General features: G+C 71.5%; 24 protein-coding genes and 1 pseudogene. 8 read left to right on the forward strand and 17 right to left on the reverse strand.

Features of this window, described 5'->3' with window-relative positions:
- Nucleotides 1–19: 19 nt before the first annotated feature.
- Entirely contained in the window at nt 20–1,225 is a 1,206-nt protein-coding gene (locus tag ACIPSA_RS29155) for an epoxide hydrolase family protein (protein WP_402639630.1), read from the reverse strand.
- A 354-nt stretch (nt 1,226–1,579) separates the two neighbouring features.
- Between ACIPSA_RS29155 and ACIPSA_RS29160 the strand changes: the two genes are divergently transcribed.
- On the forward strand, nt 1,580–2,881 hold the full coding sequence (locus tag ACIPSA_RS29160; protein ID WP_402639632.1) for a cytochrome P450: 1,302 nt from the start codon (nt 1,580–1,582) through the stop codon (nt 2,879–2,881).
- A 20-nt stretch (nt 2,882–2,901) separates the two neighbouring features.
- Here the strand turns inward: ACIPSA_RS29160 and ACIPSA_RS29165 are convergent, their stop codons facing one another.
- Nucleotides 2,902–3,459, reverse strand: a complete 558-nt coding sequence (locus ACIPSA_RS29165; protein WP_402639634.1) for a GNAT family N-acetyltransferase — start codon at nt 3,457–3,459, stop codon at nt 2,902–2,904.
- A gap of 177 nt (nt 3,460–3,636) precedes the next feature.
- Here ACIPSA_RS29165 and ACIPSA_RS29170 point away from each other — a divergent pair, with 177 nt between their 5' ends.
- Nucleotides 3,637–4,119 (forward strand): VOC family protein, encoded by a 483-nt coding sequence (locus ACIPSA_RS29170; RefSeq protein ID WP_402639636.1) that lies wholly within the window; start codon nt 3,637–3,639, stop codon nt 4,117–4,119.
- Nucleotides 4,120–4,169: 50 nt separating this feature from the next.
- On the opposite strand, the pseudogene ACIPSA_RS29175 reads toward ACIPSA_RS29170, so the two are convergent.
- From ACIPSA_RS29175 to ACIPSA_RS29195, 5 genes and pseudogenes are all read right to left on the reverse strand, one after another.
- Nucleotides 4,170–4,505: pseudogene (locus ACIPSA_RS29175) on the reverse strand (phosphotransferase); the annotation flags it as partial.
- Nucleotides 4,506–4,577: 72 nt separating this feature from the next.
- Complete coding sequence (locus ACIPSA_RS29180) at nt 4,578–5,456, reverse strand: geranyl diphosphate 2-C-methyltransferase (RefSeq protein WP_402639638.1); 879 nt, start codon at nt 5,454–5,456, stop codon at nt 4,578–4,580.
- 58 nt (nt 5,457–5,514) lie between these two features.
- On the reverse strand, nt 5,515–6,579 hold the full coding sequence (locus tag ACIPSA_RS29185; protein ID WP_402639870.1) for a family 2 encapsulin nanocompartment cargo protein terpene cyclase: 1,065 nt from the start codon (nt 6,577–6,579) through the stop codon (nt 5,515–5,517).
- 4 nt (nt 6,580–6,583) lie between these two features.
- Entirely contained in the window at nt 6,584–8,026 is a 1,443-nt protein-coding gene (locus tag ACIPSA_RS29190) for a family 2B encapsulin nanocompartment shell protein (RefSeq protein WP_402639640.1), read from the reverse strand.
- A 237-nt stretch (nt 8,027–8,263) separates the two neighbouring features.
- On the reverse strand, nt 8,264–9,271 hold the full coding sequence (locus ACIPSA_RS29195) for a zinc-binding alcohol dehydrogenase family protein (RefSeq protein WP_402639872.1): 1,008 nt from the start codon (nt 9,269–9,271) through the stop codon (nt 8,264–8,266).
- 174 nt (nt 9,272–9,445) lie between these two features.
- Between ACIPSA_RS29195 and ACIPSA_RS29200 the strand changes: the two genes are divergently transcribed.
- Together ACIPSA_RS29200 and ACIPSA_RS29205 are read left to right on the forward strand one after the other, a co-directional pair.
- Entirely contained in the window at nt 9,446–10,240 is a 795-nt protein-coding gene (locus ACIPSA_RS29200; protein ID WP_402639642.1) for a VOC family protein, read from the forward strand.
- A gap of 36 nt (nt 10,241–10,276) precedes the next feature.
- Nucleotides 10,277–10,972: a ribonuclease H gene (locus tag ACIPSA_RS29205; RefSeq protein WP_402639644.1), complete on the forward strand. Its 696-nt coding sequence runs from the start codon at nt 10,277–10,279 to the stop codon at nt 10,970–10,972.
- Between the two features lie 39 nt (nt 10,973–11,011).
- Here ACIPSA_RS29205 and ACIPSA_RS29210 read toward each other — a convergent pair whose 3' ends face one another.
- Both ACIPSA_RS29210 and ACIPSA_RS29215 read right to left on the reverse strand, forming a co-directional pair.
- Nucleotides 11,012–11,833, reverse strand: a complete 822-nt coding sequence (locus tag ACIPSA_RS29210) for a tyrosinase family protein (protein ID WP_402639646.1) — start codon at nt 11,831–11,833, stop codon at nt 11,012–11,014.
- Between the two features lie 34 nt (nt 11,834–11,867).
- On the reverse strand, nt 11,868–12,248 hold the full coding sequence (locus ACIPSA_RS29215; protein ID WP_402639648.1) for a tyrosinase cofactor: 381 nt from the start codon (nt 12,246–12,248) through the stop codon (nt 11,868–11,870).
- Nucleotides 12,249–12,663: 415 nt separating this feature from the next.
- On the opposite strand from ACIPSA_RS29215, the gene ACIPSA_RS29220 reads away from it, so the two are divergent.
- The 4 genes from ACIPSA_RS29220 (at nt 12,664) to ACIPSA_RS29235 (ending at nt 16,362) form a co-directional block, all read left to right on the forward strand.
- On the forward strand, nt 12,664–14,133 hold the full coding sequence (locus tag ACIPSA_RS29220; RefSeq protein WP_402639650.1) for an MFS transporter: 1,470 nt from the start codon (nt 12,664–12,666) through the stop codon (nt 14,131–14,133).
- Complete coding sequence (locus ACIPSA_RS29225) at nt 14,130–14,720, forward strand: TetR family transcriptional regulator (RefSeq protein WP_402639652.1); 591 nt, start codon at nt 14,130–14,132, stop codon at nt 14,718–14,720. The genes ACIPSA_RS29220 and ACIPSA_RS29225 overlap by 4 nt, the downstream gene beginning before the upstream one ends.
- An 87-nt stretch (nt 14,721–14,807) precedes the next feature.
- Nucleotides 14,808–15,791: an aldo/keto reductase gene (locus tag ACIPSA_RS29230; RefSeq protein WP_402639654.1), complete on the forward strand. Its 984-nt coding sequence runs from the start codon at nt 14,808–14,810 to the stop codon at nt 15,789–15,791.
- A gap of 85 nt (nt 15,792–15,876) precedes the next feature.
- The gene (locus ACIPSA_RS29235; protein WP_402639656.1) at nt 15,877–16,362 is read left to right on the forward strand and encodes a DUF6328 family protein; all 486 of its coding nucleotides are present in this window, start codon (nt 15,877–15,879) and stop codon (nt 16,360–16,362) included.
- On the opposite strand, the gene ACIPSA_RS29240 is transcribed toward ACIPSA_RS29235, so the two are convergent.
- From ACIPSA_RS29240 to ACIPSA_RS29275, 8 genes are all read right to left on the reverse strand, one after another.
- Nucleotides 16,347–17,003: a DUF2238 domain-containing protein gene (locus ACIPSA_RS29240; protein WP_402639658.1), complete on the reverse strand. Its 657-nt coding sequence runs from the start codon at nt 17,001–17,003 to the stop codon at nt 16,347–16,349. The two genes, ACIPSA_RS29235 and ACIPSA_RS29240, sit on opposite strands and share 16 nt — an antisense overlap.
- A gap of 67 nt (nt 17,004–17,070) precedes the next feature.
- Nucleotides 17,071–17,496, reverse strand: a complete 426-nt coding sequence (locus ACIPSA_RS29245; protein ID WP_402639660.1) for an SsgA family sporulation/cell division regulator — start codon at nt 17,494–17,496, stop codon at nt 17,071–17,073.
- A gap of 337 nt (nt 17,497–17,833) precedes the next feature.
- The gene (locus ACIPSA_RS29250) at nt 17,834–19,465 is read right to left on the reverse strand and encodes a serine/threonine protein kinase (protein ID WP_402639661.1); all 1,632 of its coding nucleotides are present in this window, start codon (nt 19,463–19,465) and stop codon (nt 17,834–17,836) included.
- 205 nt (nt 19,466–19,670) lie between these two features.
- Complete coding sequence (locus ACIPSA_RS29255; protein ID WP_402639663.1) at nt 19,671–20,699, reverse strand: polyprenyl synthetase family protein; 1,029 nt, start codon at nt 20,697–20,699, stop codon at nt 19,671–19,673.
- Nucleotides 20,696–21,739: a tetratricopeptide repeat protein gene (locus ACIPSA_RS29260; RefSeq protein WP_402639664.1), complete on the reverse strand. Its 1,044-nt coding sequence runs from the start codon at nt 21,737–21,739 to the stop codon at nt 20,696–20,698. Before ACIPSA_RS29260 ends, ACIPSA_RS29255 begins: the two co-directional genes overlap by 4 nt.
- Nucleotides 21,740–21,943: 204 nt before the next feature.
- Entirely contained in the window at nt 21,944–22,621 is a 678-nt protein-coding gene (locus ACIPSA_RS29265; RefSeq protein WP_402639666.1) for an AIM24 family protein, read from the reverse strand.
- A gap of 55 nt (nt 22,622–22,676) precedes the next feature.
- On the reverse strand, nt 22,677–23,957 hold the full coding sequence (locus tag ACIPSA_RS29270) for a CAP domain-containing protein (RefSeq protein WP_402639668.1): 1,281 nt from the start codon (nt 23,955–23,957) through the stop codon (nt 22,677–22,679).
- A 45-nt stretch (nt 23,958–24,002) separates the two neighbouring features.
- The gene (locus tag ACIPSA_RS29275; protein WP_402639670.1) at nt 24,003–25,247 is read right to left on the reverse strand and encodes a serine hydrolase domain-containing protein; all 1,245 of its coding nucleotides are present in this window, start codon (nt 25,245–25,247) and stop codon (nt 24,003–24,005) included.
- Between the last annotated feature and the right edge of the window lie 201 nt (nt 25,248–25,448).

Consider the following 25,448-nt stretch of genomic DNA (forward strand, 5'->3'; position numbering starts at 1 on the left):
CGGAGCGCCCGCCGGGGTGTCAGTCGATGCCCTGCTCGCGCAACTGCCGGAAAAAGGCCCGCACATCGCCGACCAGCAGGTCCGGCTCCTCCATGGCCGCGAAGTGACCGCCCCGGTCGAACTCCGTCCAGCGCACGATGTTCTCGGTGCGGTCCGCATGGTGCCGCAGCGGAATCTGGACCTCGGCCGGGAAGAGGGCGAGCGCGGTCGGGGCCATGGAGGGCAGTGCGGGCGCGGTGGCGCGGTCAGTGGCATGCGCCCGCTCGTAGTAGATCCGGGCGGACGAACCGGCGGTCCCGGTCAGCCAGTAGAGCATCACGTTCGTGAGCAGCCGGTCCCGGTCGACGGCCTCTTCCGGAAGCTCCTCGGAGTCGGTCCACTCGCGGAACTTCTCCACGATCCAGGCGAGTTGGCCGACGGGCGAGTCCGTCAGCCCGTATGCCAGGGTCTGCGGCCGGGTCGACTGCTGGACGGCGTACCCCGTTCCCTCGCGGGACCATGCGGCCCACCTGCGCCACGAGGCGAGCGTGCGCTCCCGCTCCTTTGGGCCGAGTTCCGCCAGCTCCTCGGCCGTGGGCTCGGTGGCCGCCTGCGCGCCGGGCAGCAGATTGAGGTGGACGCCGATGACACGGTCGGGATGGGCGCGGCCCAGCTCCCGGGAGATCGCGGCGCCCCAGTCGCCGCCCTGCGCGCCGAACCGGTCGTAGCCGAGCCGTCGCATCAGCTCGGCCCAGGCGTCGGCGACCCGGCCCGCCTCCCAGCCCGGTTCCGTGGTGGGCCCCGACAGGCCGAAGCCCGGGACGCTCGGCACCACGACGTGGAAGGCGTCGGCCGGATCACCGCCGTGCGCGGCGGGATCGGCGAGCGGTCCGACGGCGTCGAGGAACTCGACGACCGAGCCCGGCCAGCCGTGGGTGATGATCAGCGCCGTGGCGTCCGGTTCCGGGGAGCGGACGTGTGCGAAGTGGATGTTCGCCCCGTCGATCGCGGTCGTGAACTGCGGCCACTCGTTCAGCCGTTCCTCGGCCGCCCGCCAGTCGTACTCGTGCCGCCAGTACCGAACGAGCTCGCGCAGATAGCCGTTCGGCACGCCGTACGCCCAACCCACCTCCGGCAGTTCGTCGGGCCATCGGGTGCGGTCGAGTCGTTCGTGCAGGTCGTCCAGGTCGCTCTGGGGGATCGCGAGGCGGAAGGGCCGGATGCTCTCTGCGGGCGAAGACGTCATGATCCGGATGCTAGGGCCTGTCGCGAAGGGCCCGCCTGCCCGGCGACACCCGGCACCCTCCTTACCATATCCATGCGTGCGACCAATGTGCCGAATATCTCATATGTGGCAATATGGCACGTGTGGCATTTGGTGCTGAAGACAGGCGAGAGGAGTTAATCATGATCGCCAAGCTGCTCGGCAAGCTGTCCTTCACCCGCCACTACGGTGCGTACGGGGCCCACGAATGGGATGCGTACGCCGGCGACTGGGGCTGACCGCAGTGCCGGCGGGCGCCCCAGGGGCGCCCGCCGGTTCCCAGCTACGCTGCCGACGACATCGGCCTGGACAGGTACGGGAGTCGGGGACGATCTCATGGGCCGAACGAATGAGCCGCCGCGGTTGCCCGAAGGCAGCTTCGCGGCCTGGAGCCGCGACCGGCTGGCCATGGCGCGCCGTGGCGCCGACGAGTGCGGGGACGTCTGGCAGTTGGAGCCAGGTGTCTACGTAGCCGCCACGGCCGGGCCGTGTGAAGCAGTCCTGTGCCGCGCGCAGGACTTCCCCAAGGCTTCCTCGCCTCTCTTCCCGCCGATGAAGCGGTCGAGCGGAGCACCGACGCCTGAGGAGCGTGTGCACGCTCACGCCGCTCGCATGCGCGGACTACGCCCGCAGGCGGTTGCAGCCCGGATCGGTGAGATCGCGCCCAGGGCCGCTCGATTCGCCGACCAGTGGCCCACGGACCAGGACGTCGAGATTCTGCCCCCGGTACGGCATGCCCTGGCAGAGATCGGCGTGCACTACCTCTTCTCCGAAGACGCTCCGACCCTGCTGCCCTTCGCCTCACAGCTCTTCATGGCCCGCGAGGTGCTCGTACGCCCCTCGCGCTGGGTCTGGCCGGCCTGGATCCCCACACCGGCACGGCGGTTCCGCACACGGCAGCAAGTCGCCTTCATCAACGCTCTGCGGCCCATCGTCCGCCGGCGCCGTTCATCGGGCCTGCTCGGTGACGACGTGCTGGGACAGATGCTCCGGCCCTCCTCCCGCTACGGCCTGCTGCCGGAGGAGGCCGTCCTCGACACCCTCCCCGGAATCACCGTCGCCACCTTCGAGACACCTTCCCGGGCAGCCGGATGGATCCTGCTCCACCTGGCCCGGCACCCCCAGGCAGCGGACCGCGTCGCGGCCGAAGCCGCCTTGCTGCCCGCGGACCCGGCCGCGACGACCAGCACCCACCTCGACAGCCTGCGGTACACCCAGGCACTGGTACGCGAGGTGCTCCGGCTGTACCCCCCGAGCTGGCTGCTGACCCGGCGCGCCGCGCGACAGACTCAGCTCGCCGGCTACACCATCGACGCCGGGTCCACCGTTCTCGTCTGCCCCTACACCGCCCACCGCGATGCACGGGAACACTTCGAGCCGGACCGGTTCCTGCCCGAGCGCTGGCTCGACGATCCGGGCTCGCCGGCCAAACCCGGGGTCTTCCTCTCCTTCGGTACCGGGCCGCACGGCTGCGAGGGAGCCGCTCTGGCCATGGCGATGCTGACGCTCCTGACGGCGCAGACCGCCCGCCGCTACCAGTTGAGCGAGCCGTCCGGACCGGAACCCGGCTACCAGGTCACCACCCTCGAAGGTCTCGCCACCGTCGGCTTGCGCCTGCGTGCCACCTCCCGCAGCTGAGGGCGGTCCTGATGGCCGGCTCATGGCTCGCTCAACGTATGCCGCTGGCCGAACTCGTCGGCGAGCATGCCCATCATGACGAGGTCGTGGTGCCGGCCGGCGAAGAACACGTGTTCCCGCAAGCGCCCCTCCTCGGTGAAGCCGAGCCGACGAAAAAGCGCCAGCGACGCCTCGTTGTGGGCGAAGATCGCTGCCAGGCATTTGTGATAGCGCCACTCGGCGAACATGAAGCGCAGCAGCAGCACTACGGCTTCTGCCGCGTAGCCCTTGCGGCGGTGGTCGGCGCCGATCGTGACATCGAGCTCGAACCAGCCTGAACGACGGCCGGTGCGATGTGAGCCGACCGTGCCGACCAGCTCTCCCCTGGCCGTCGTTTCGACTGCCAACCGGAAGCGGTCGTCATCGCACTCGGCAACGGCTTGCTCCTTCGCCCAGGCACGGTAGCTCTCGGCGGACCGCGGCAGTTCCAGCCGGCTCCCTCGCCGCCCGTCGTCGTCGGCGAAGCGCGTGAACGCTGTCCAGTCATCGGGCTCGATGGCGCGTAGGCGTACCCGTTCACCGGTCCAGGACGATGCCATGCCCCATTTGATCACGCTGCGGTGCGCGCGAGGCCGAGAGCCGCGCCGAGGCAACTGTTGCCCGTCGTGCTCTGTCCCGCCGCTGATCGCACATCGATCGGCCGCCCGACCGATGAGTTTCACGGCGACGATCGGTCGACACAGATGACCGCGTTCCCACGCCCCAGGAGGCAGCTCATGGCGACCGACGGATTCACCACGTGCCTGTGGTTCGACGACGAGGCCGAGGAGGCCGCCCACTACTACGTCTCGATCTTCAAGAACTCGACCGTCGGCCGGGTCGCCCGCTACCCCGAGGGAGCCCCGCGTCCCGCCGGCACCGTGCTGACCGTCGAGTTCACGGCCAACGGCCACAAGTTCGTGGCACTGAACGGGGGTCCGCAGTTCAGGTTCAACGAGGCGATCTCCTTCCAGATCTTCTGCGAGAACCAGGAGGAGATCGACTACTACTGGACCAAGCTCATCGAGAACGGCGGCGAGCCGGGCCCGTGCGGCTGGCTCAAGGACAGGTACGGGGTCTCCTGGCAGATCATCCCGGACCGGCTCGACGACATGATCAGCGACCCGGACCCGGCGAAGGCGGCCCGGGCCACCCAGGCGATGCTGTCGATGCACAAGCTCGACATCGCCGCCCTGGAGAAGGCATACGCGGGTGAGTGAGGATCCGCCGGGGCGCGGGCCTGCCCGCCCGCGCCCCTACGCGGATTCGGCAGGTTCCAGGCCACGACCGGATCGACGGCCGGATCGCCCACCCCCGCGGAGCCGAAGTCGATCACGGCACTGAGCCGGCCGTCCGCGACCAGCATGTTCCCGGGGGACAGGTCGCCGTGCGCCCAGACGGGCGGGCCAGCGTGCGCCGGGACCTGAAGGGCCTCCTCCCACCGGGCGGTGACCGCCGCGGTGTCGACCCTGCCGTCCAATCCGGCGATGGCCTCGCGCGTGGCCGTGTCCCGGGTCGCCAGGGGGACTCCCCGGTGGCCGGGAGGCCTGCCGTGTGCGTCGATCCGGCGAAGGGCGCCGACGAACGACGCGAGGTCCTCGGCGAGCAGCTGAACGAATTCGAGAGCGCGAGACGGGGGCGGCGTCCCGCGACACCGCCCCCGTCGACCGGGCCGGGCTCAGATGCGGTCGGCCGCGATCAGCAGGTACTGGAAGCTGCCGTTGCGGTACGCGGACAGGAACGTGTCCTCGATGCCCGTCACCAGGTGGTCGGCCTGCTGGCGCAGTTCCCAGTAGGGCATCGTGGCCTCGGTCAGGTCCTCCACGTGGACCGGCACCAGGCGGTTGCGGGCCATGGCCCGGAAGTACTCCGACCTGGGATGGATGTCGCAGATGTAGTGCGCGTTGATGAGGGACACCTCGCGCGAGGCCCGGCCGTACGTGTCGTTGTAGCAGCCGGTGATCACCACATAGCGTCCGCCGCGCCGCAGCAGCCGGGCGTGCTCGGAGAACAGCAGGTCGAGTTCGACGTACATGGTGGACTCGTTGTTCCACGAGGCCGCGTAGGCGCCGGACTCGAAGCCGGTGTCGAGCATGTTGCGGTGGTGGTAGTGGACCTTGTCGTCGATGTCCCGCTTGCGGGCCATCTCGTTCGCGAACTCCGCCTGCTTGGCGGAGATGGTGACGCCGTCGGCATGGCAGCCGTACCGCAGGTTCGCCACCACGCTGCCGCCGCCGCGCCCGCAGCCTGCGTCGAAGACGCGGTCGGCGGGGGAGAGCGGGCCGAGGTGGGAGGCGAGGAGTTCGGCCTGGGCGTGCTCAACACGGTGCAGTTCGGCGGTGACCCGCTCCCGGCGCAGGTCGGGGTCGGGCTCGTCGAGCACGGTCCAGTCGACGTTGCCGACGCCGTAGTGGTGGTGGTACAGGTCGTCGATCTTTCCGAGTTCGAGGTTGACCGGGTTTTCCTCGGCGTTCCAGTAGTCCGCCACGCGGGTCTGGTACGTGGACTGGGCCGGCACCGGTGCTGTCGTGGTCCGGGCGACGGGGGCGGTGGTCAACAGTGACTCCTCGTGACGCGTCTGACGGTGTTTCGGAAGGCCGCGACTGCCGGTGCTTTCACCAGTAGTCGGGCAGGTGGTAGCGGTGGGTGTTGGTGGCGTGCCACTCGTGGTTGCCGGACACCCAGGAGGCGAGCCCCTGGACGTAGCGGTCCACGACGGGCGAACCGGCGGACAGGAGGGCGGACTCCTCCTCGAAGGCCTCCATGATCCGGTTGTGGATCTCGACGGACTTCAGGTAGGCCGCCTTCAGCCCGCACCGGTCGTTGGCGGCGACGACCTGCGGCAGGTTGAGGTGCGTCGGGTCGCTCGCCAGTTCCTTGGTGAAGGAGTAGAGGTCGTTCATGACGGTGGTGGCGTTGCACGCGAGGGCGGTGATCCGCTGGATCTCCGGGCGGGCGTAGACCTGCTCGGGCAGTTCGTAACCGTCCACCGCGTCGACGAGCGACAGACAGGGGCGGAAGTTGTTGAACTGCCGCATCACCAGGTACTCCCACACCCGCGGCACGTACCGGGTCTCCATCCAGGCGGCCTCGCCCAGATAACCCATGTGCAGCCGGGCCATGTCGTGCACGAACCGGTCCGTCTGGCTGGGTGTGGCGAAGGCGGCGTAGTCCGCGAGGGCGAACTGGTACGAGCGCAGCGGTCCATCGGCCCGCAGGCCCTCGCGCCATTCCTCCTCCAGCTCCGGGATGCCGTGGAAGGGGTCGAGGGCGGACTGGGCGATGATCAGCGGGCCGCCGAGGCCCCGCCGCGATCCGCCCCGGCCCTCGTCCTCCTCGCAGTAGCAGGAGTCCACGATGTTCTCGGCGAGCAGCAGCTTGCCGGCGGCGGTGAGGCGGTCCAGGTCGAGGGCGCCCGGATGCTGGAGTACGACGGCCCGGCCGAACTGGAAGTCCGAGAAGTCCCCCTTCCAGGCCTCGGGGAACAGTTCCAGGTCACGGGCCCAGGTCTCGAGCCGACGGTCGATCTCGGCGGCCTTCTCCGGGTCGGCCGGAGCGGCCGGCCGGTGGTGCAGTCCGGGGATCACCCCCGTGCGCCGGGTCCTGCGCATGCCCTGGGCGATGTTCGGCGGCCCGGGCAGCGTGTAGGAGTGGGTGGGTGCGCTCATGGTGTGCTCCAGGCCGTCAGTCGGCGGTCCGGCCGAGCTGGACGTTCTCGAGGATCCCCGCCGCGTCGGGGACGAGGATGGCCAGTGAGTAGTAGGCGGTGACGAGGTAGCTGATGATCGCCGCGGTGTCGATGCCCATGAAGCGGACGTTCAGGCCGGGCTGGAACTCCTCGGGGATGCCGGTCTGGTACAGGCCGATGACACCCTGGTCGGCCTCGCCGGTGCGCAGCGCGATGATGCTGCTCGTGTGGTCGTCGGTGATCGGGATCTTGCTGCACGGGTAGATCGGGACACCGCGCCAGGCGGGGATCTCGTGGCCGTCCACGTGCGCGGTGCCGGGCACCAGGCCGCGCCGGTTGCACTGCCGGAAGAACGCCGCGATCGCCTTCGGATGCGCGAGGAACACCTTCGTCTTGCGGCGCATCGAGAGCAGCTCGTCCATGTCGTCCGGGGTCGGCGGGCCCGTGAACGTGCTGATGCGCTGCCCGTAGTCGACGTTGTGCAGCAGCCCGAACTCCCGGTTGTTGACCAGCTCCCACTCCTGGCGCTCGCGGATCTCCTCCACGGTCAGCCGGATCTGCTGCTCGGTCTGGTTCATCGGGTTGTTGTAGAGGTCGGCGACCCTGGTGTGCACCCGCAGCACGGTCTGGGTGAGGGACAACTCGTACTCGCGCGGCGCGAGTTCGTAGTCGACGAAGCCACCGGGCAGCGTCGGCTCGCCCACGTGGCCGGCCTGGACCGGGACCTCCGCCTCGCCCTTGCGGTTCATGGGCCTGAGCTGCCGCTCGACATACGCTTGCAGGTGCGCGGCGAGGGACGGCGCCCGCCGGGTGAACTCCTCGACGACCGTCCAGGGCAGCGCCAGCACCACGCCCGCGGTCTCGGCCCTCACCGAGCTCAGCCACAGCGGGTCGGACTGACCGACCGCCTCGTCGCCCATCTGGTCGCCGTCGGTGACGACCCCGATGACCTCCTCGCCGCCGTACTTGCCGGCGCTGTACCGGGTGAACCGGCCGTGGACGACGAGGTACGTCTCCGTCACGGGCTGCCCGGCCTCGAACAGGACCTGTCCGGCGCGCACTTCACGGACCTGGAACCGGGTGCCGAGCTCGCGCAGCACGTCCGTGTCGGAATAGCCGCGCAGGACCGGCAGCTCGGTCAGCGTCTCGGGGATGACCCGGATGTCGTCGGCACCGTTCTGCTCGAAGTGCACCCGGCCGCGTCCCGTGCTCAGCTGGAGGCGCCGGTTGACCCGGTAGGCGCCGCCCTTCACGTCCACCCACGGCAGCGTCTTCAGCAGCCATCGCGAGGTGATGGCCTGCATCTGCGGTTCGGACTTGGTGGTCGTGGCGAGCTGGCGTGCCGCCCGGGTGCTGAGGCTCGTGAGCTGCCCGTCGGCCGAGGGACCGGGGGCGGGTTCGTCGACGGCGGAACCGGTGGCGCTGTCCGGTGTGGACACATTCCCTCCAGCAGACAGGTGAACAGGGGTGACCGGATCGGTCGGTGGTGAGCAAGTTGGTGGTGCGCTCGGACAAGCCAAACAGCCTTGGTGATCTCCCGGTACGGCGCGAAAGGGGCGGTTTCATTCCTTGGTGGTGCAAACCTGTCGTTCGGTGCGTACGGCACGAGCGCGGATGATCACGCGCCCGGCCCTGACTCCCGCACCCGGGCGCACGGGATCACTCGGCGTTTGTGCTCAGGAAAGATCGTTCACCAGCACCGCAGCCCCGTCGAAGCGGCCGGCCTTGAGGTCCTTCAGCGCCTGCGGGGCCTCGGACAGCGGATAGGCGTGCGTCGTGGCACGGACCCCGTGCAGCGCGGCCCTCGCGAGGAACTCGCGGCCGTCCGCACGGGTGTTGGAGGTGACGCTGCGCAGTTCCTTCTCGTAGAACAGGTCGGTCTCGTAGCGCAGCGGCGGCACGTCGCTCAGGTGGATGCCGGCGACCGCGAGGATCCCGCCCCGGTCCAGGGCCCGCAGTGCGACCGGGACCAGGTCGCCGGCCGGGGCGAACAGGATCGCGCCGTCCAGGGGCTCCGGCGGCAGGTCGTACGCGTCACGGGCCGAGGCGGCGCCCAGGCCGAGGGCGAGGCGCCGGGCGTCCGCGCCGCGCGTCAGGACGTGCACGGTGGCACCCTCGGCGAGCGCCACCTGGGCACAGAGATGGGCGCTGCCCCCGAACCCGTACAGCCCGAGCCGTCCGCCCGGCGGCAGCGAGGTGCGCAGCAGCGCGCGGTAGCCGATGATGCCGGCGCACAGCAGCGGCGCCAGGGCCACGTCGTCCAGTTCGCCCGGCAGCCGGTAGGCGAAGTCGGCCGGCACGGTCGTGTACTCGGCGTAACCGCCGTCGGCGTCCCAGCCGGTGTACCGCGACCGGGGGCACAGGTTCTCGGAGCCCCGCAGACAGTACGCGCACTCGCCGTCGGTCCACCGCAGCCAGGCCACGCCCACCCGGTCGCCCACCGTGAAGTTCGCCACGGCCGCCCCGGCCCCGGCCACCACGCCGACCACCTCGTGCCCGGGTGTCACCCCGGGCCTGCGCACCGGCAGGTCCCCCTCGGTGACGTGCAGGTCGGTGCGGCAGACCCCGCAGGCGCGCACCCGGACGAGGAGCTCGTCGTCCCCGGGCACGGGCACCGGCCGTTCGACCAACCGGAGGGGGTTCTCCTCGACCGGCCCGGTCCGAGCCACCGACCACGCCCGCATCGTCCCCGCGACCACCGCGTCCGTCATGCCGCGCCCCGTCCTGCCGAAGGCCGCCGTGTCCGTCTCCCAGTGTCCGGCAGCCCGGTGGGTTCGGCGCGCGGGCCGACCGGCGGATGGTTAGCGTGAGGACCGTGAGGGTTCAGGCGATCCGTCTATCCGGAGAGGTCCCGCACCATGGCCGTACAACCTGAGGGAACCCCCTGTTGGGCCGACGCGATGTTCAGCGACGTCGAGGCGGCCAAGAGCTTCTACGGCGAGGTCCTCGGCTGGACCTTCGGCGAGTCGTCGTCGGAGTACGGCCACTACACGCAGGCCTACGCGGACGGCAAGGCGGTGGCCGCGGTCGTCCCGCCCATGCCCGGTCAGGAGGGGCAGTCGCAGTGGTGCCTGTACTTCGCCTCGCCGGACGCCGCCGCCACCGCCGACTCGATCCGTGACAACGGAGGCGACGTGCTGATGGAGCCGATGCGGGTCGGCGAGTTCGGCACCATGTGTCTGGCCCGCGAGCCCAGCGGTGCCGTGTTCGGCGTGTGGCAGGCGGGTACCCATGAGGGCTTCGAGGCCACGGCGGTGCCCGGCGCCTACTGCTGGGGCGAGGTCTTCACCCGCGAGCCCGAGCAGGCGGACACGTTCTTCTCCGCGGTGTTCCCGTACACCGCCAAGCAGATCGACGACGCCTCGGTGGACTTCCGGATGTTCGACATCGGAGAGAACACGGTCCTGGGCCGGATGAAGATGACCGACGACTTCCCGCCCGAAGTGCCGTCGTACATCAATGTGTACTTCACCGTCGCCGACTGCGACGAGGCCGTGGCCAAGGCCACCAAGCTCGGCGCCGTCCTCCGGTTCGGACCGATGAGCAGTCCGTTCGGCCGGTTCGCGGCCCTCAGCGATCCGCAGGGCGCGAACTTCTCGGTGATCGACATCACGACCACCGAGGGGGAGATGCCGAAGACCACGGACGTCTGAACGGCGGCCCGGCCGGGCGGCCCTCCCGGCCGTGGCATGATCGAGCCCATGCGTGAACGTGTTGTGGCCGCGTGCGACGGGGCTTCGAAGGGAAACCCCGGACCGGCGGGCTGGGCCTGGGTGGTGTCCGACGACTCGGAGACCCCCGACCGCTGGGAGGCGGGGCCGCTCGGCAGGGCGACGAACAACGTCGCCGAGCTGACGGCGCTGGAGCGGCTGCTGGCCGCCACCGACCCCGGCGTGCCGCTCGAGATCCGGATGGACTCGCAGTACGCCATGAAGGCCGTCACCACCTGGCTGCCGGGCTGGAAGCGCAACGGCTGGAAGACGTCCGCGGGCAAGCCGGTCGCCAACCAGGACCTGGTGGTCCGCATCGACGAACTGCTCGACGGCCGCTCCGTCGAGTTCCGCTACGTCGCCGCCCACCAGGTCGACGGCGACCCGCTGAACGACTTCGCCGACCGCGCGGCCAGCCAGGCGGCCTCGGTCCAGGAGTCCGCGGGCAGCGCGCTCGGCTCGCCCGAGCCGCCGCCCTCGGCCGCCGCTGCGGCGTCCGCCGCCCCGCGCCGCAAGGCGGCGCCCCGCAGGCAGGGCGGCGGTTCGTCGTCCCGCACGATCAAGGCGAAGTTCCCGGGGCGCTGTATGTGCGGCCGCTCCTATGCGGCCGGGGAGTCCATCGCCAAGAACGCGCAGGGCTGGGGCCACCCGGAGTGCCGTACGGCCGAGGCCTGATCCGGAGGACCTGGGACTGATCGGAAGCCCTGGGCCCGATCAGACGTCGAACGTGTAGAACTTCGTGTGGTCCAGCAGATCCGCCGGCCGCACGTTGTTCCACGGCTTCATCGTCTCGTCGAGGTCGACCACGTCCGGGGTCCCGCCGGTCGGCGCGTAGCCCGCCTCCGGGTGCCGGCGCTGCCACTCGGCCCACAGCTTGTCGATGTAGGCGTGGTGCAGCCAGAAGACCGGGTCGTTGGGGGAGACCCCGGTGCCCATCTGTCCGCCGACCCAGACGTGGACGCGGTTGTGCAGGTTGACCCCGCGCCACCCTTCGAGGTGGTTGCGGAAGCCGTCCGAGGCGCTGTTCCAGGGCGCCATGTCGTACGTCGTCATGGCCAGCACGGATTCGACCTCGGCGCGGGTCGGCAGCTCCCGGACGCCGGTCCCCAGCGACCTGCGCAGGTAAGTACGGCCGTCCACACGCACGTTGACCGGCCAGTTCCCGGTGGACGCGGCGAACGGCCCGTCCATCACCCGGCCGTCCGAGCTGCGTCCCGTGCCACCGAGGAAGTCGGGTGCCCAGAGCGAGGCACGCACCGTGCGGTCGGTGCTCCAGTCCCAGTACGGGAGCGCCACCGACGCGTCCACCGACTGCAGTGCCTGCTCGAAGTCGAGCAGGAATCTGCGGTGCCAGGGCAGGAAGGAGGGGGAACGGTGGCCGGTCCGCTCGGAGTTGTCGGTGTCGGACATGATGAAGGCGTTGTGCGTCCTGACGAACTCGTCGTAGCGGCCGTTGCGCTTGAGCTCGATGACGGCGGCGACGAACCGCCGCTTCTCGTCGGCGGTCAGACTGGCCTGGTTCTTGCGTACGGTCATGTGCGGGGTACTCCGGATGTCCTTGCGGGGGCGGTCAGTTGGCGGGGAACGGGAGGAGCTTGGCGCCCTGCAGCTCGTCGACCGCGGCACGGGCGGCGGCGCGGGGCGTGGGCACCGGGTCGTAGTGGCTGACGACGCTGATCCAGCTGCCGTCGGCGTTCTGCATCACGTGCAGCTCCACCCCGTCGACGAACACGGAGTACCCGCCGCCGTGCTCGTGGTGGTGACCGCCCATACCCGCCGGACGGCCCTGTATTCGGCGGCCCTTGTAGACCTCGTCGAAGGAGTCGGGGGAGCCGTGGTGGTGCTCGGCGGCCGAGGCCGAGGCAATCGGCGCGGTGAGCGACTGGGTTCCTGCGACCGCGGCGAGGGCGGCCGCGGCGGTGAGCGCGCGGCGACGGCTGAGTTCCGGCATGCGGGACCTCCTGGTGCGTTCGGGTGATGACCCGGCATGCCTATCGGTCCGTCCGAGAGCGGGAGAAATCGCCCCGAGTCGGTTGGCTCGGATCCGGACAATCGGTCACATGTCATACAAGATTAAATAGAGATGATCTTGCTGTGAGGTGGGTCCCCTCGTCCCCGGAAGGGGCAATTCCTTGTCGTCGCGAGGGCGTTCCGGGTGATCTTTCGCGAACGGCGCCCGTCCGAGTGGCGCGGCTCACCCCGCCAAACTGGCGCGATTCGCTCGATGCGCCGTGCCGGTTCGAGTGCCGCGCCGCCGTGGCCGCGATCAAGCCGGGGCTCGGGCGGCGGGGCTTGGGTGAATGGCAATTCACCGGCTAAGGTGAATTGCCATTCACCACTTTTTCGCGTCCCCCGCCGGAGTGCCGATGGACCAGCCCGCCCCGATACCCGACGCCCCGACCCGCCGCCGGCCCACGGTTCCGGTCCTGGCGTTCGGCGGCATCCTCATGGCCGTCATGCAGACGGTCGTCGTCCCCCTGCTGCCGGACCTGCCCCGGCTGACCGGCGCCTCCGCGGGCACCGTCTCCTGGATGGTGACGGCGACCCTGCTGTCCGGTGCCGTCCTCACCCCGGTGCTCGGCCGGGCCGGCGACATGTACGGCAAACGGCGCGTGCTGATGGCGGCCCTCGGCCTGATGACCGCCGGCTCCGTCATGTGCGCGCTCTCCTCCGACATCGGGGTGCTCATCCTCGCCCGCGCCCTGCAGGGCGCCGCCGCCTCCGTCGTCCCGCTGTCGATCAGCATCCTGCGGGACGAACTGCCGCCCGAGCGGCGCGGTTCGGCGGTCGCGCTGATGAGCTCCACCGTCGGCGTCGGCGCAGCACTCGGCCTGCCGCTGGCCGCGCTGGTCGTCCAGTACGCCGACTGGCACACCATGTTCTGGCTGACCGGCGCGCTCGGCGCGGTGGGCGTGACGGCCGTGTGGTGGGCGGTCGAGGAGTCTCCCGTGAGGGAACCGGGCCGGTTCGACGTCCTGGGCGCGCTCGGGCTGGCCGCCGGGCTGACGTGTCTGCTGCTCGGGGTGTCCCAGGGCGGGCAGTGGGGCTGGGGCAGCCCCCGTGTGCTCGGTCTCCTCCTCGGCGCGGTCGTCGTCCTGGCCCTGTGGTGGTGGCAGCAGTTGCGCACCGCTCAGCCCCTGGTCGACCTGCGGCTGGTGTCCCGCCCCCGGGTGGGGCTGTCCCATGTGGCGGCCCTGCTGACGGGCTTCGCCTTCTACGCCAACTCCCTGGTCACGGCCCAGCTCGTGCAGGCGCCCGAGGCCACCGGGTACGGACTCGGACTGTCGATCGTCGCCACCGGCCTGTGCCTGCTGCCCGGCGGCGTCACCATGCTGCTCTTCTCGCCCGTCTCCGCCCGTATCTCGGCGGCCCGCGGGCCACGGATCACCCTCGCCCTGGGCGCCGCCGTCATCGCCTGCGGCTACGCGGTGCGCATCGCCGACAGCCGCGATCTATGGATGATCATCCTCGGCGCCACGGTGGTGGCGACCGGCACCACGCTCGCCTACTCCGCACTGCCCACCCTGATCCTGCGCGCGGTCCCGGCCGGGCAGACCGCGTCCGCCAACGGCGTCAACGTCCTGATGCGCACCATCGGCCAGGCCACGTCCAGTGCCGCCGTCGCCGCCGTACTCGTGCACCACACCAGCGTCGTCGGCGGGGCCCCGGTGCCCACCCTGCACGGCTATCTGCTGGCATTCGCCATGGCGGGCGCGGTCGCCCTGGCCGCGAGCGCTGCGGCGCTGTCCATCCCGGGCGACTCCGGGCCCGACGACACGCGACGGGCCCGCGGCCGCACCCGGGGCGCGCGCGACGGGGCGATGGAGGGAGCATGAGTGCCGTGAGCACTCCATCCGGCGCACCCGCCGTCTCCCCCGGCCGCCGGGACGCCGAGACGACCAAGGCGGCCATCCTCAAGGCGGCCCGCCACCTCCTCGCCCGAAACGCCCGCGCCGACATCACTCTCAAGGCCGTCGCCGAACGCGCCGGTGTCAGCCCGCCGTTGATCCTGAAGTACTTCGGCAACAAGGACGCCCTCTTCGCCCGCGTCATGTCGTTCGAGGCCGACGCGGACGCCCTGCTGGACGCGCCCCTGGAGGAACTCGGCCGGCACATGGTCCGGCACGTCGTGCACAGCCAGCGCGAGCTGGGCACCGACCCCCTGCTGCGCATCGCCTTCGCACCCCTGCACGGCGACCACGGCGACGAGGTCCGCGCCAACTTCCGCGCCCAGGTGACCGAACGCCTCGCCGACCGCCTCACCGGCCCCGACCCGGGCCTGCGCGCCGAACTCGCCGTCGCCGCTCTCATCGGCCTGGGCGCGATGTACGGCGTCGCACGCGGCCCCCACCTGCGCGAGACCCCCACCGACGACATCGCCGACCGCTACGGCCCTCTCGTGCAGGCACAGCTGACGCCCTGACCGGGCGCGGACCGGCACGCAGGACAGCGGGGAGGGACCGGAGCGGTCCGTTCCGTGTCCGGCCGTGGTGGATGACAGACTGACGGCATGGACGAACGTGTAATCGGCAGGTCGGGACAGCGGGCATCGGTCGTCGGCCTCGGCACATGGCAGCTGGGCGCCGACTGGGGCGAGGTGGACGACAAGGAGGCCCTGGCCGTGCTGGAGACGGCGGCCGAGTCGGGGGTGACCTTCTTCGACACGGCCGATGTGTACGGCGACGGGCGCAGCGAGCAGACCATCGCCGCCTTCCTCGGCGGCAGGCCGGACCTGCACGTGCTGGTGGCCACGAAGATGGGCCGCCGGGTGGACCAGATCCCGGAGAACTACGTCCTCGACAACTTCCGCGCCTGGAACGACCGCTCACGCCGCAACCTCGGCGTCGACCGCATCGACCTGGTGCAGCTGCACTGCCCGCCGACGCCCGTCTACTCCTCGGACGAGGTGTTCGACGCCCTGGACACTTTGGTCGAGGAGGAACGCATCGCGGCGTACGGCGTCAGCGTGGAGACCTGCCAGGAGGCGCTGACCGCGATCGCCCGGCCGGGCGTGGCGAGCGTGCAGATCATCCTGAACCCGTTCCGGATGAAGCCCCTGCTCGAGGTGCTCCCGGCCGCCCGGGAGGCGGGCGTCGGCATCATCGCCCGGGTGCCGCTGGCCTCCGGCCTGCTGTCGGGCAAGTACACCAAGGACACGGTCTTCGCCGCCGACGACCACCGCACGTACAACCGGCACGGCGAGGCCTTCGACCAGGGGGAGACGTTCTCCGGCGTCGACTTCGGGACCGGCGTGGAGGCGGCCGCCGAGTTCGCCGCCCTCGCCCCCGAGGGGTGCACCCCGGCCCAGCTGGCCCTGCGCTGGATCGTCGAGCAGCCCGGCGTGACCACCGTGATCCCGGGCGCCCGCTCGCCGGAACAGGCCCGCGCCAACGCGGCCGCCGCCAGACTGCCGGCGCTGCCCGAGGAGACGGTCACGGCGATCCGGGAGCTCTACGACCGCCGCATCAAGGACCAGGTCGAGAACCGCTGGTAGTCCGCGTACCGCCGGGAGCAGCCGCCCCGCCGCTCCCGGCGGCCCCTCTCGTTTGAGCGATCGGCGCCGCGGTTACCCGCACGGCATGAGCGTGGAAGCGAGACGGACGGGCCGCGACGAGACCGAGGCGGAGCGCGCCGACCGGATGTGGACCGACCTCATCCAGGAGGTCCGCGTGGCCCAGACGGGCGTGCAGATCCTGTTCGGCTTCCTGCTCACCGTCGTCTTCACCCCGAAGTACGACGACCTGTCCCACGCCGACCAGATCATCTACATCGTGACCGTCGTACTGGGCTCCTGCGCCACCGGCGCCCTCATCGGGCCGGTGTCCCTGCACCGGCTGGTGGCCGGGCGGCGGGTGAAGCCCCGGGCGGTGCGGCTGGCGTCCCGGCTCACCTTCGCCGGGCTCGTCCTGCTGCTGGCCACCATGACCGCCTCACTGCTGCTGATCCTCCGGGTGGCCACCCATGACGGCTTCGTGCCCTGGCTGGTCGCGGCCGTGGTGGCCTGGTACCTGACGTGCTGGTACGGGCTGCCGCTGTGGGTGCGGCGCTGTCACACGAGCCGCTGAGGAGTGTCCCGCAGCGCCGCCAGCTGCCGGTCGTGCACCCGGCTGAGCAGGACGAGCGAGAGCGTGGCCCCGATCAGGGCGCAGAACATGTCCCACTGCGTGTCCCACACGTCGCCCTGGGTGGCGAGGAAGGCGTCCGCACCGTGCCCGCCGATCTCGGCCGCCGCCCACTCCAGCAGCTCGAAGCACGCGCTGAAGGCCAGGCAGGCGCACACGGTCAGCGGGGCCAGCCAGCGGCCGCTCAGCGGCGAGGTGCGGCTGAGCAGCTCACGGACCAGGACGGCCGGGACGAAGCCCTGCATGAGGTGGCCGAACCGGTCGTACGGATTGCGGGCCAGGCCGAAGGCGTCGCGCACCCAGTCGCCCGCCGGCACCTGGGCGTAGGTGTAGTGGCCGCCCACCGCGAGCACCAGCGCGTGCGCGGCCAGCAGGCCGCACAGCAGTCCGGTGAGCGGGAAACGCCGCCAGGTCAGGACCACCAGCGGCAGCCCGATCAGCACCCACACCGTCTCCAGGAACCAGGTCGTGCGGTCGCGCGCGCCCCATGCCGACAGGGCCATCCCCACGACCACCACCCCGGCGAGCAGGACGGGCAGGGTCGGGCGGGCGGCGCGGCGCGGGGCGGGGTGCACTGCGGTCATGGCGGGCTCCTTGTCGTCGGAGGCCCATCGTGGTGCCGGCGGATCTGCGGGACATGAGTACGGCTACTCAGCCCGTGGCCAGTATCTCCGCGAGGACGTCGTCGACCCGGACGTGCTCCTGCCCCGGCGCCACGACCTCCCGGGTCTCCCTCAGGAAGGAGGCGACCGCGGGAGCCCAGGCGAAGGCCACCGCGCGGTGGCGGCTGCCGTCGGGCCGGACGTCGCCGAGGAACTCCATGCGCAGCTCCTGCCACATGCCGGTGGCCACCGGACGGAACCGCACGTCCCCGACTCCGACCGGTCCGCGCAGGCCGTCGGCGAGCATCTCCCGGTCCAGCCGCCACCGGGCCAGCACATGGCCGTCGTGGGCGAACACCGCAGTGACGGCGAACGGGTCGTCGGCGTCGTACGTCAGATGGGCGAGCACGGAGAAGCGGTCCGTGCCGCCCGCCTGGAGCTGCACGGCCAGGGTCTTGTGCACGAAGGGGTTCACGCGGGGGCCTCCGAGAACAATCGACGTAGGGCCCTCTAGTACCCGTCCCGGGCGCAAGTTGCTCACTCGTCGGGCCGATTTCCTCGTGCGCCGCGCGGCACGGCTCTCCTCGCCGTCCTCCCGGGACCTCCCTCCCGGAGCGGTCCGGCGCTCGGCCGAAGGCGTCGCGCAGCGCGGGCAGCAGCCTCTTCGCCGACCGGGTGGGGCAGCTCCGCGTTGACCTTCCGGCCGCCGCCGAACCGGCGGAACTGCCCGTGGGCGCGCTTGACTGCACCATACGGTCCGGGTCTGCGGGCCGCCGGATCGAAAGCGGTCCGCCGGCGCTCGGGGAGCGGACTCAGCTCTTCGGTACCCGGAACGTCTGCAGGAAGGTCTTCAGGGCCAGCCGGTCGGCGGCGGTGTCCCACGCGTCGGCCGGGGTCGTGAAGCGCAGCGAGAAGCTGTGGTGGCCGCCGATCAGGAAGCCGCGGCCGAAGGTGCGCAGCCGGGCGCTGCCGGATCCCGAGAACCATTCCATGTCCGCGCCCTTGTAGCCCTGGTACGTCGTCGCCTTGATGGCGCCGATCCGCTGGAAGCCGTCCTGGCGCGCCAGGTTGGGCTGGACGTCGTCCCGCCAGACGGCGACCGGGTCCGGGCCGGCGTCCTCGCTGTAGGTGACCGCCAGCGTGCGCGGGTCGTCGCCGCCCGGACCGAACGTCACGCGGTAGGCGGCGTCCGCGCGGGCGGTGTTCAGCCGCTTCCAGCCCGTGGGGAGGGCTACCGAGAAGCCCTCCGGGGCGGTGTAGCGGCGGTAGCCGGCCGGCAGGGCGGCCGTGGTGGCCGAGGGGGAGGGCGAGGCCGTGGCGGTGGGGGTGGCCGTGGTCGCGCTGGGCGTGGGAGAGGGAGAGGGAGAGGGAGAGGCGTTGTCGTCGGTGCGGTTGCCGGTGGGGGTGGCCGTGGCGGACGGCTGCGGTGCCGCTCCCGCCGTGTCGGCGCTGTCGGTGCCGGGGAGCCCGTGGGTCGCGGCGAGTACGGCGGCGGACACGGTCACGACGGCCAGCGTGGTTCCGGCGACCATGGTCCGCCGGCTCCATCCCCGGCCGGTGCGCAGGGCGGTGAGGTAGGCGCCGCGCAACCGGGGCACGGGGGCGGGCTCCAGGTCCGTGTCGGTGTCGTCGGCGAGGACGCGGCTGAGGGCCTCGCGGACCGCGGGCCGGGGCAGCCGCTCCTGGGCGTCCTTGCGCAGCAGTCCCTGCACGACCTGGGCCAGCGGTCCGGCGCGCAGTGGGGTGCGCAGGGGCAGCCGGTCCACTCCCTTGAGGGTGGCGTCGGGCCGGCCCCGGTCGCGGAACGGCGGCCGTCCCTCGACCATCGCGTAGAGGATCGCGCCCAGCGCCCACAGGTCCGCGGCCGGTCCGACGGGTTCGTCGCGGGCCTGCTCCGGAGCGGCGTACGACGGTGCCGTGACCCGTGGCGCCAGGGTCGCGCCCGCCAGTCCGAAGCCGGTGACCACGACCGGGCCCTGGTCGCGCACGAACACCTGGCCGGGACTGAGTTCGCCGTGCGTGAAGCCCTCGCGGTGCGCGGCCTCCAGCACGTCGAGCAGCTCCAGGCCGATCCGGGCCGCGCGCGCATGGTCGAACCTGCCCTGCTGTGTGAGGAGTTCACCCAGCGGCGTACCGTCGATCCACTCGGTGACGGTCCACAGCGTGCCGGACTCCTCGATCGCGTCGATCACCATGGCCACCTGCCCCGGCCGGACGACCGCCATGAGCTCGGAGGTGCGCAGGATGCGGGCGGTGGTCCGGCGCACGGTCTCCTCCGCCGGGCCGTCCGGCAGCGCGACCTGCGACACCAGACGGGGCCGCTCCACCTCCAGATCCTCGGCGTACCAGCAGACCCGGTTCGCCTCACGGTGGACGACCTCCAGGAGCCGATACCTCCCGGCGACCAATTCTTCTCCGGAGACGTGCGCCTTGACCATGGTCATCCCTCGCAGAAACCCCTGCCTCGTCTTTCCCAGAGGTACGCAGGGCGCGCGGGGGAGTGTTCAATGGATCTGCAACTCCGGTGCGCTTCTTTCCTTTTATTCAACCGGCCCCGGGCACCGCCGACTTCTGGAAAACGGCGTATTTCCTCGCCTCGACCTGCAGGTAACCGAGGGTAAACATCCGAGTGCCGGTGATGTCACGGCCTCACAGGTCGCGGCGCACCAGGAAGTCCAGCAGACACCGCAGTTCGCCCGCGGCCCCGGCGGCCAGCGGCACCCCGGCGAGCGCGGACTCCGCGGCTGCCGTGTGGCGGCGGGCCTCGGCCAGCGCCGCGGCGCGACCGCCGCACTCCTCGATCAGGGCGGCCGCCGCGTCGGTCTCGCCGGCGTCCAGCAGCGCGGGGAGGTGCCGGGCGGCGGGGGAGGAGAGCGCGGCGAGCACCGGGTACGTCTTCTTCCGCTCGCGCAGATCACCGTGCACGGGCTTGCCGGTGACGGCCGGGTCGCCCCACACTCCCAGGACGTCGTCGACCGCCTGGAAGGCGATCCCCAGATGCCGCCCGGCCCGGTCCAGCGCGGCGACGGTGGACTCGGGAGCGCCGCCGAGCGCGGCACCCAGCGCGGCCGCGCAGCCCAGCAGCGCACCCGTCTTGTGCTCCGCCATGGCCCGGTACTCCTCCGGCCGCACCCGCTCCGGCCCGGTCCAGGGCCGTGTGCTGAACAGCAGGTCGTCCGCCTGCCCCCGCACCAGGTCGGCCAGGGCCGTGGACAGCAGCCGTACGCCCGCCGCCCCGCCGGGAGCGGTGGCGAGGGTCTCGACGGCCAGCGCGAACAGGGCGTCCCCGGCCAGCACCGCCGGTCCCGTGCCGTACGCCTTCCACACGGTCGGGCGGCGGCGCCGGTCCGTGTCGCCGTCCATGATGTCGTCGTGCAGCAGCGAGAAGGCGTGCACCAGTTCCACCGCGACCGCCGCGGTGACGCCGGTCCGTCCGGGCGCGCCCGCCGCCTCTGCCCCGAGCACGGCGAAGGCCTGCCGTACGCCCTTGCCGCCCGGTGCCACGGCGGGCGCGCCGCCGACCTCGCACCAGCCGAAGGAGTAGGCCGCCATCTCACCCACCCAGGGGTGCAGCCGCTCCACGGCTTCCGTCAGCGCGGGCCGTACCAACTCCCGGCAGCGGCCGAGGATCCGGGGCGCGGACGGGGGCGCCTGTACCGTCGAGGGGAGCGCCGTCATCGTGCGGCCTCCGTCTCGACGAGGCCGAGCTCCTCCTGGGCCCGGGCCACCATCTGCCGCGCGTGCCGTAGTCCGCTGCCCTCCAACGTCCGTGCCAGGTCTGCCAGTTCGGCGGCCGTCTCGACGCTGTCGCGGCCGAGGCGGGCCCGCGACTTGGCAAGGCCGAGCCGGGCCAGTGCCTCGCCGCGCGGCTCGCCCATCGTGCGGAACTCGTCGAGCGCCTGCTCGTACAGTTCCCGGGCCTCGGCGTAACGACCGGCCCGGTAGAAGACGTTGCCGCGCATCTTGTGGTTGTAGGCCAGCGCGCTGGTGAGGTTCATCGCGCGGCAGGTCGCCTCCGCCTCCGACAGCAGCTCCAGTGCCCTGCCGGTGTTCTTGTCGCGCACCGAGACGATGTCGGCGAGTCCGCGCAGCGCCCAGGCGTGGCCGCGCCGGTCGTCGGCCCGCGCGGCTATCTCCGCCGCCTCCTCGAACATCGCGTACGCCGTGTCGTGGGAACCGGTGTTGCGGTGCATCTGCGCGATGCCCTCCAGCGCCCACACCGTGTGCCGTGCCTCGCCCCGCTTGCGGGCCTCGGCCAGCAACTGCTCGTGCAGGCGGCCGACGGCCTCGTAGTCGCCCTGGATGCGGCCGGTCTCCGCGAGGCCGGCGAGCGAGTAACCCCGTACGACGATGTCGCCGCCGCGCTCGCCGAGTTCGGCCGCGAGTCCGAGCAGCCGCCAGGCCAGCGGGAACGCGCCTCGCTGCCGGGCCAGCGTGCCGCCGCTCCACAGCGCCCACGCCATCGCCGCCGTGTCCCCGGCCTCGCGTGCGGCGCGGTAACTCGCCTTCCACGCCCGGTCGGCGTCCCGCACCTGGCCGAGCCGCCGGTGCGCCTCGGCGACGGCGAGCCCGCAGCGCGCCGCCTCGTCGCGCCGCCCGGCCCGCTCGGCCTCCCGCAACTGCTCGGTGCCCGCGGCCAGCACGTCGACCAGGGAGGAGTTCACGGACAGAGTGGTCAGGGTGCCCTGGTACTCCGGGGCGAAAGCCTTGCCGAACATGGATGCCTTTCTGTACGCGGATCTATACGCGGGGTGTATACATGGCACGTATGCACTCTGCGTATACATGGTGTGTATAGTCCGTCGGAAAGATGCCCCGGCCCCAAGGGCCGGGGCATCGCCTTGTTGAGGATCAAGACGCCGGTGCGAGCGGAGGGGTTGCTTCCGAGACGCAGATCACTCCGCAGGTCACTCCGCAGTACGTCAGTGCTGCTGCGCCTTCTGCGGCGTCTCCTCGCTCGGCCGGACCACGACGTACCCTTCGCCCTGCAGCATCAGCTGGACGGCCTCCCCGGACCCGCCGCGCAGCATCGACCCGATGGACTGCGAGCGGTGCAGCGAGGTCTGCAGGTGCGCGGTCCAGCCCACCACCGCGTCCGTGTCGACGTACACCGGCTGCTGCGGCGAGACCGGTATGACCAGCGGGTTGCCCTCGCAGACCAGGCCGAGGCTGCCGTGCCCCGTGAAGACGCTGTTGAACAGGCCGCCCCCGGCGATGCCCGAGCCCTTGACCGTCTTGATCTCGTACGACAACGAGGCGTCGAAACACAGGACGTTGCGGCCGTTGACGGTGAACTCGTCACCGGGTTCCACCTCGACGACGAAACAGTTCTGCGCCTCGTGCGCGAACCACGCCTCGCCCTGCCCGCGCACCGCCATGAGGGGCAGCCCCTCGCCGGTGACCGCACGCTTGAGCATGCCGCCCACGCCCTGCCCCTTGCGTTCGAACTTGAGGCTGCCGCGATAGGCGACCATCGCACCCTGGCGGGCGAACATCTCACCGTTCACGGTGTACTTGAGGCACTTCGCGTTCTCGACGGACATGCCCGGCGCCACGGCCGGCTGCACCATGTGCTCACTGGAAAAGAGATCACCCTTCATGCGGGCATGGTGTCCCGGAGGGTGTCGTTCCGCCAAGATCACGGACAGTGGTTCCTCAGCCGCCGAAGAGCTGGGTCCAGTAGGTGCCGGCCCGGCCACCGCCGCCGAAGCCGACACCGATGTGGGTGAAGGCGGGTTTCAGGATGTTGGCGCGGTGGCCGGGGCTGTTCATCCAGTCGTCCACCACCTCGGCCGGGGTGCGCTGGCCGCAGGCGATGTTCTCGCCGATCGTGCGCCGGGCCGAGCCCGCGGCGGCGGCCCGGTCCCAGGGCCGGGAACCCTCGGGCGAGGTGTGGGAGTAGAAGTCGCGCGCCACCATGTCCGCGCTGTGTGCCTGGGCGGCGGCGGTGAGCAGCGGATCGGCGGTCAGCGGGGGCAGCCCGGCCCCGCGGCGCTCCGCGTTGGTGAGCCCGACGACCTCGGCGCAGGCCCGCGCCAGATCGCCCGCGGCGAGGGGCCTGGCCCACAGGGCGGTCCAGTACGTGTCGCCCGTGCGGTCACCGATGACATGCGCCAGACCGGCATGGGTGAAGGCCGGATCCTGAAGGGTGCGCCGAGCCTGGTCGGTGCGCAGGCAGTACGCCACGAACTCGGCGGGGGTGCGCGGGCCGGAGACCAGGTGCTCGCCGACGGTGGCGTAGGCGTATCCGGTGGCCGTGATGCGTTGGTGGACCGAGGTGCCGTCCTGGCTCTCGGGGGCCAGGCCTCCGGCGGCGGCCATCGCGCGGGCGTGGCCCCGCGCGGCGGCGACCAGGCGGGCGTCGAACAGGACGGGCGGGGAACCGGCCTGCGCTCGGGCCGAGTTGACGAGGCCCAGGACGCCCTCCGGGTCGGGCGCCGGTGACTTCGGCGAGTCCTCGGTGACGTCCACCCCGAAGTCCCGGGCCAGCCCCGCCAGCCCGTCGGCGTACCCCTGCCCGATCGCGCGCAGCTTCCAGCCGGTGCCCCGGCGGTACATCTCGGCGAGCAGCAGCACGGTCTTGCGCTGCGGGCGTGGCGGGGCGAAGCGGGCGACCGCGCGGCCCCGCCCATCGGTGACATGCAGCGTGGACGCGGGCAGCCGGCCCAGGGGTGTGCCGGGCTCGGCGGCGCTGACGGCCACGGTGACGCGTACGGCACCCGGGCGCAGCCGTGCCGGTTCGACGGTGAGCGTGTCACCGCGCAGCCGGACGCCGGGGGCGGCCGGCTGGTTGTAGAACACGAAGTCGGCGTCGCCCCCGACCCTGCCGTCCTCACCCGTGATGAGCGCGGACACGTCGAAGGGGCCGGGCACCCGCAGGGTCAGCGTGCCGCCCGGCAGGGGCAGATTGCCCCCGGGAACCAGCTCGGGAGTCACCTCCCTGCAACGTCCGGGCGGGGCAAGCCGGTTCCCCGGGCCGTCTCAGTCGCGTGTCGTCGAGGGCTCGATGTCCTCGCGCTGCTCGCCCACTGCCGAGCCGCGCCGCTCGCCCACCGCCGAGCCGCGCGGCGATTTCGCCGGCTTGCCGCAGAACGCCGACTCCAGCGTGCCCGCCATGGTGTCGAGCACGGTGCCGTTGTTGGAGGTGTTGGCGAGCGCGGTGAGGCTGCGCCCGCCGTCCTTGGTGGTGAAGGCGTAGGTGTAGTAGCCCTGGACGGCGCCCGTGTGGCCGTACACCGAGATCCCGCACGACAGGTCGCGGCGCCGCAGCCCGAGGCCGTACGCCGTCGTGCTGTTGACCCGCGTCCAGCGCTCCATCTCCGCCAGGCGCGCGGACGAGGTCAGACGGCCGCCGAGCAGGGCGGAGAAGAAGGTGTTCAGATCCCGTGTGCTGGAGATGATGGCGCCCGCGCTCTGCGCCCACGAGGCCGTCTGCTCGGTCGCGTCGACCAGGGCCGCGCCCGCCGTGTCGGGAGTGAGGTAGCCGCGGGCGTACCGGCCGGGGATCTTCCTGTCGGGGTGGACGTAGAAGGTGTCGCGCAGGTTCAGCGGCTTGAAGATGCGGTTCTCGTACTCGGTCCGCACGGCGTGGCCGGTGATCTTCTCGATGAGCATCCCGGCGACGACGAAGTTGGTGTTGGAGTACGAGTAGGCGGCGCCGGGCGCGTTGGTGAGCGGCTTCCCGAGGGACAGGTTCACCAACTGGCGGTAGGTGAAGACCTTGTTGCGCACCGCCTCGAAGCCGGAGACGGACTGGGCGAACATGTCGTTCGTGTAGTCGTACAGGCCGCTGCGGTGGCTCAGGACGTGCCGCACCGTGATCCGGTCGTCGGGCAGCAGGCCCGGCAGATAGCGGTTGACCGGGGCGTCCAGGGTGAGCCGGTGCTCGTCGGCCAGTTGCAGCAGGACGACCGCCGAGAAGGTCTTGGTGACGCTGCCGACGCGGAAGCGGTCGCCGGTGCCGATGGCCCGCCGGGTGCTCCGGTCCGCGTAGCCCTGTGCCTCCGTGTGGAAGGCGCCGTGGTCGTCGATGCGCGCCATCGCGCCGGGCGCGCCCTGGGCGACCGCCGAGCGCAGCACGCTTCGCAGGCCCGCCGTGTCGGGTGCCGGCAGTCCGGAGGCCGTCCGCGCGTGCGTCTCCCCGGTCGCCGCCTGTGCCGGTACCGCGACGAGTGACAGCACGACCGCCACGAGCACCGCACTCCTGCCCACCGTTGCTGAGACCATCCGGCTCCGTCTCCCATCTCCGCTGTTTCTGGTGCGAGATTGGTCACATCCCGACGGTGCAACCTACTCGCACCCGGTCACATCTCCACAGCTGACACACAGTTGGTCGTCCGGTGATCACTCTGCGGCAGGCATTCGTAAAAGATTGCCATAGAAGGCAGTGAAAGCGATCATTCCGGCTTTACGTGGTCATGACTTTTG

Source organism: Streptomyces sp. NPDC086549, from assembly GCF_044746205.1.
Classification (GTDB): domain Bacteria; phylum Actinomycetota; class Actinomycetes; order Streptomycetales; family Streptomycetaceae; genus Streptomyces.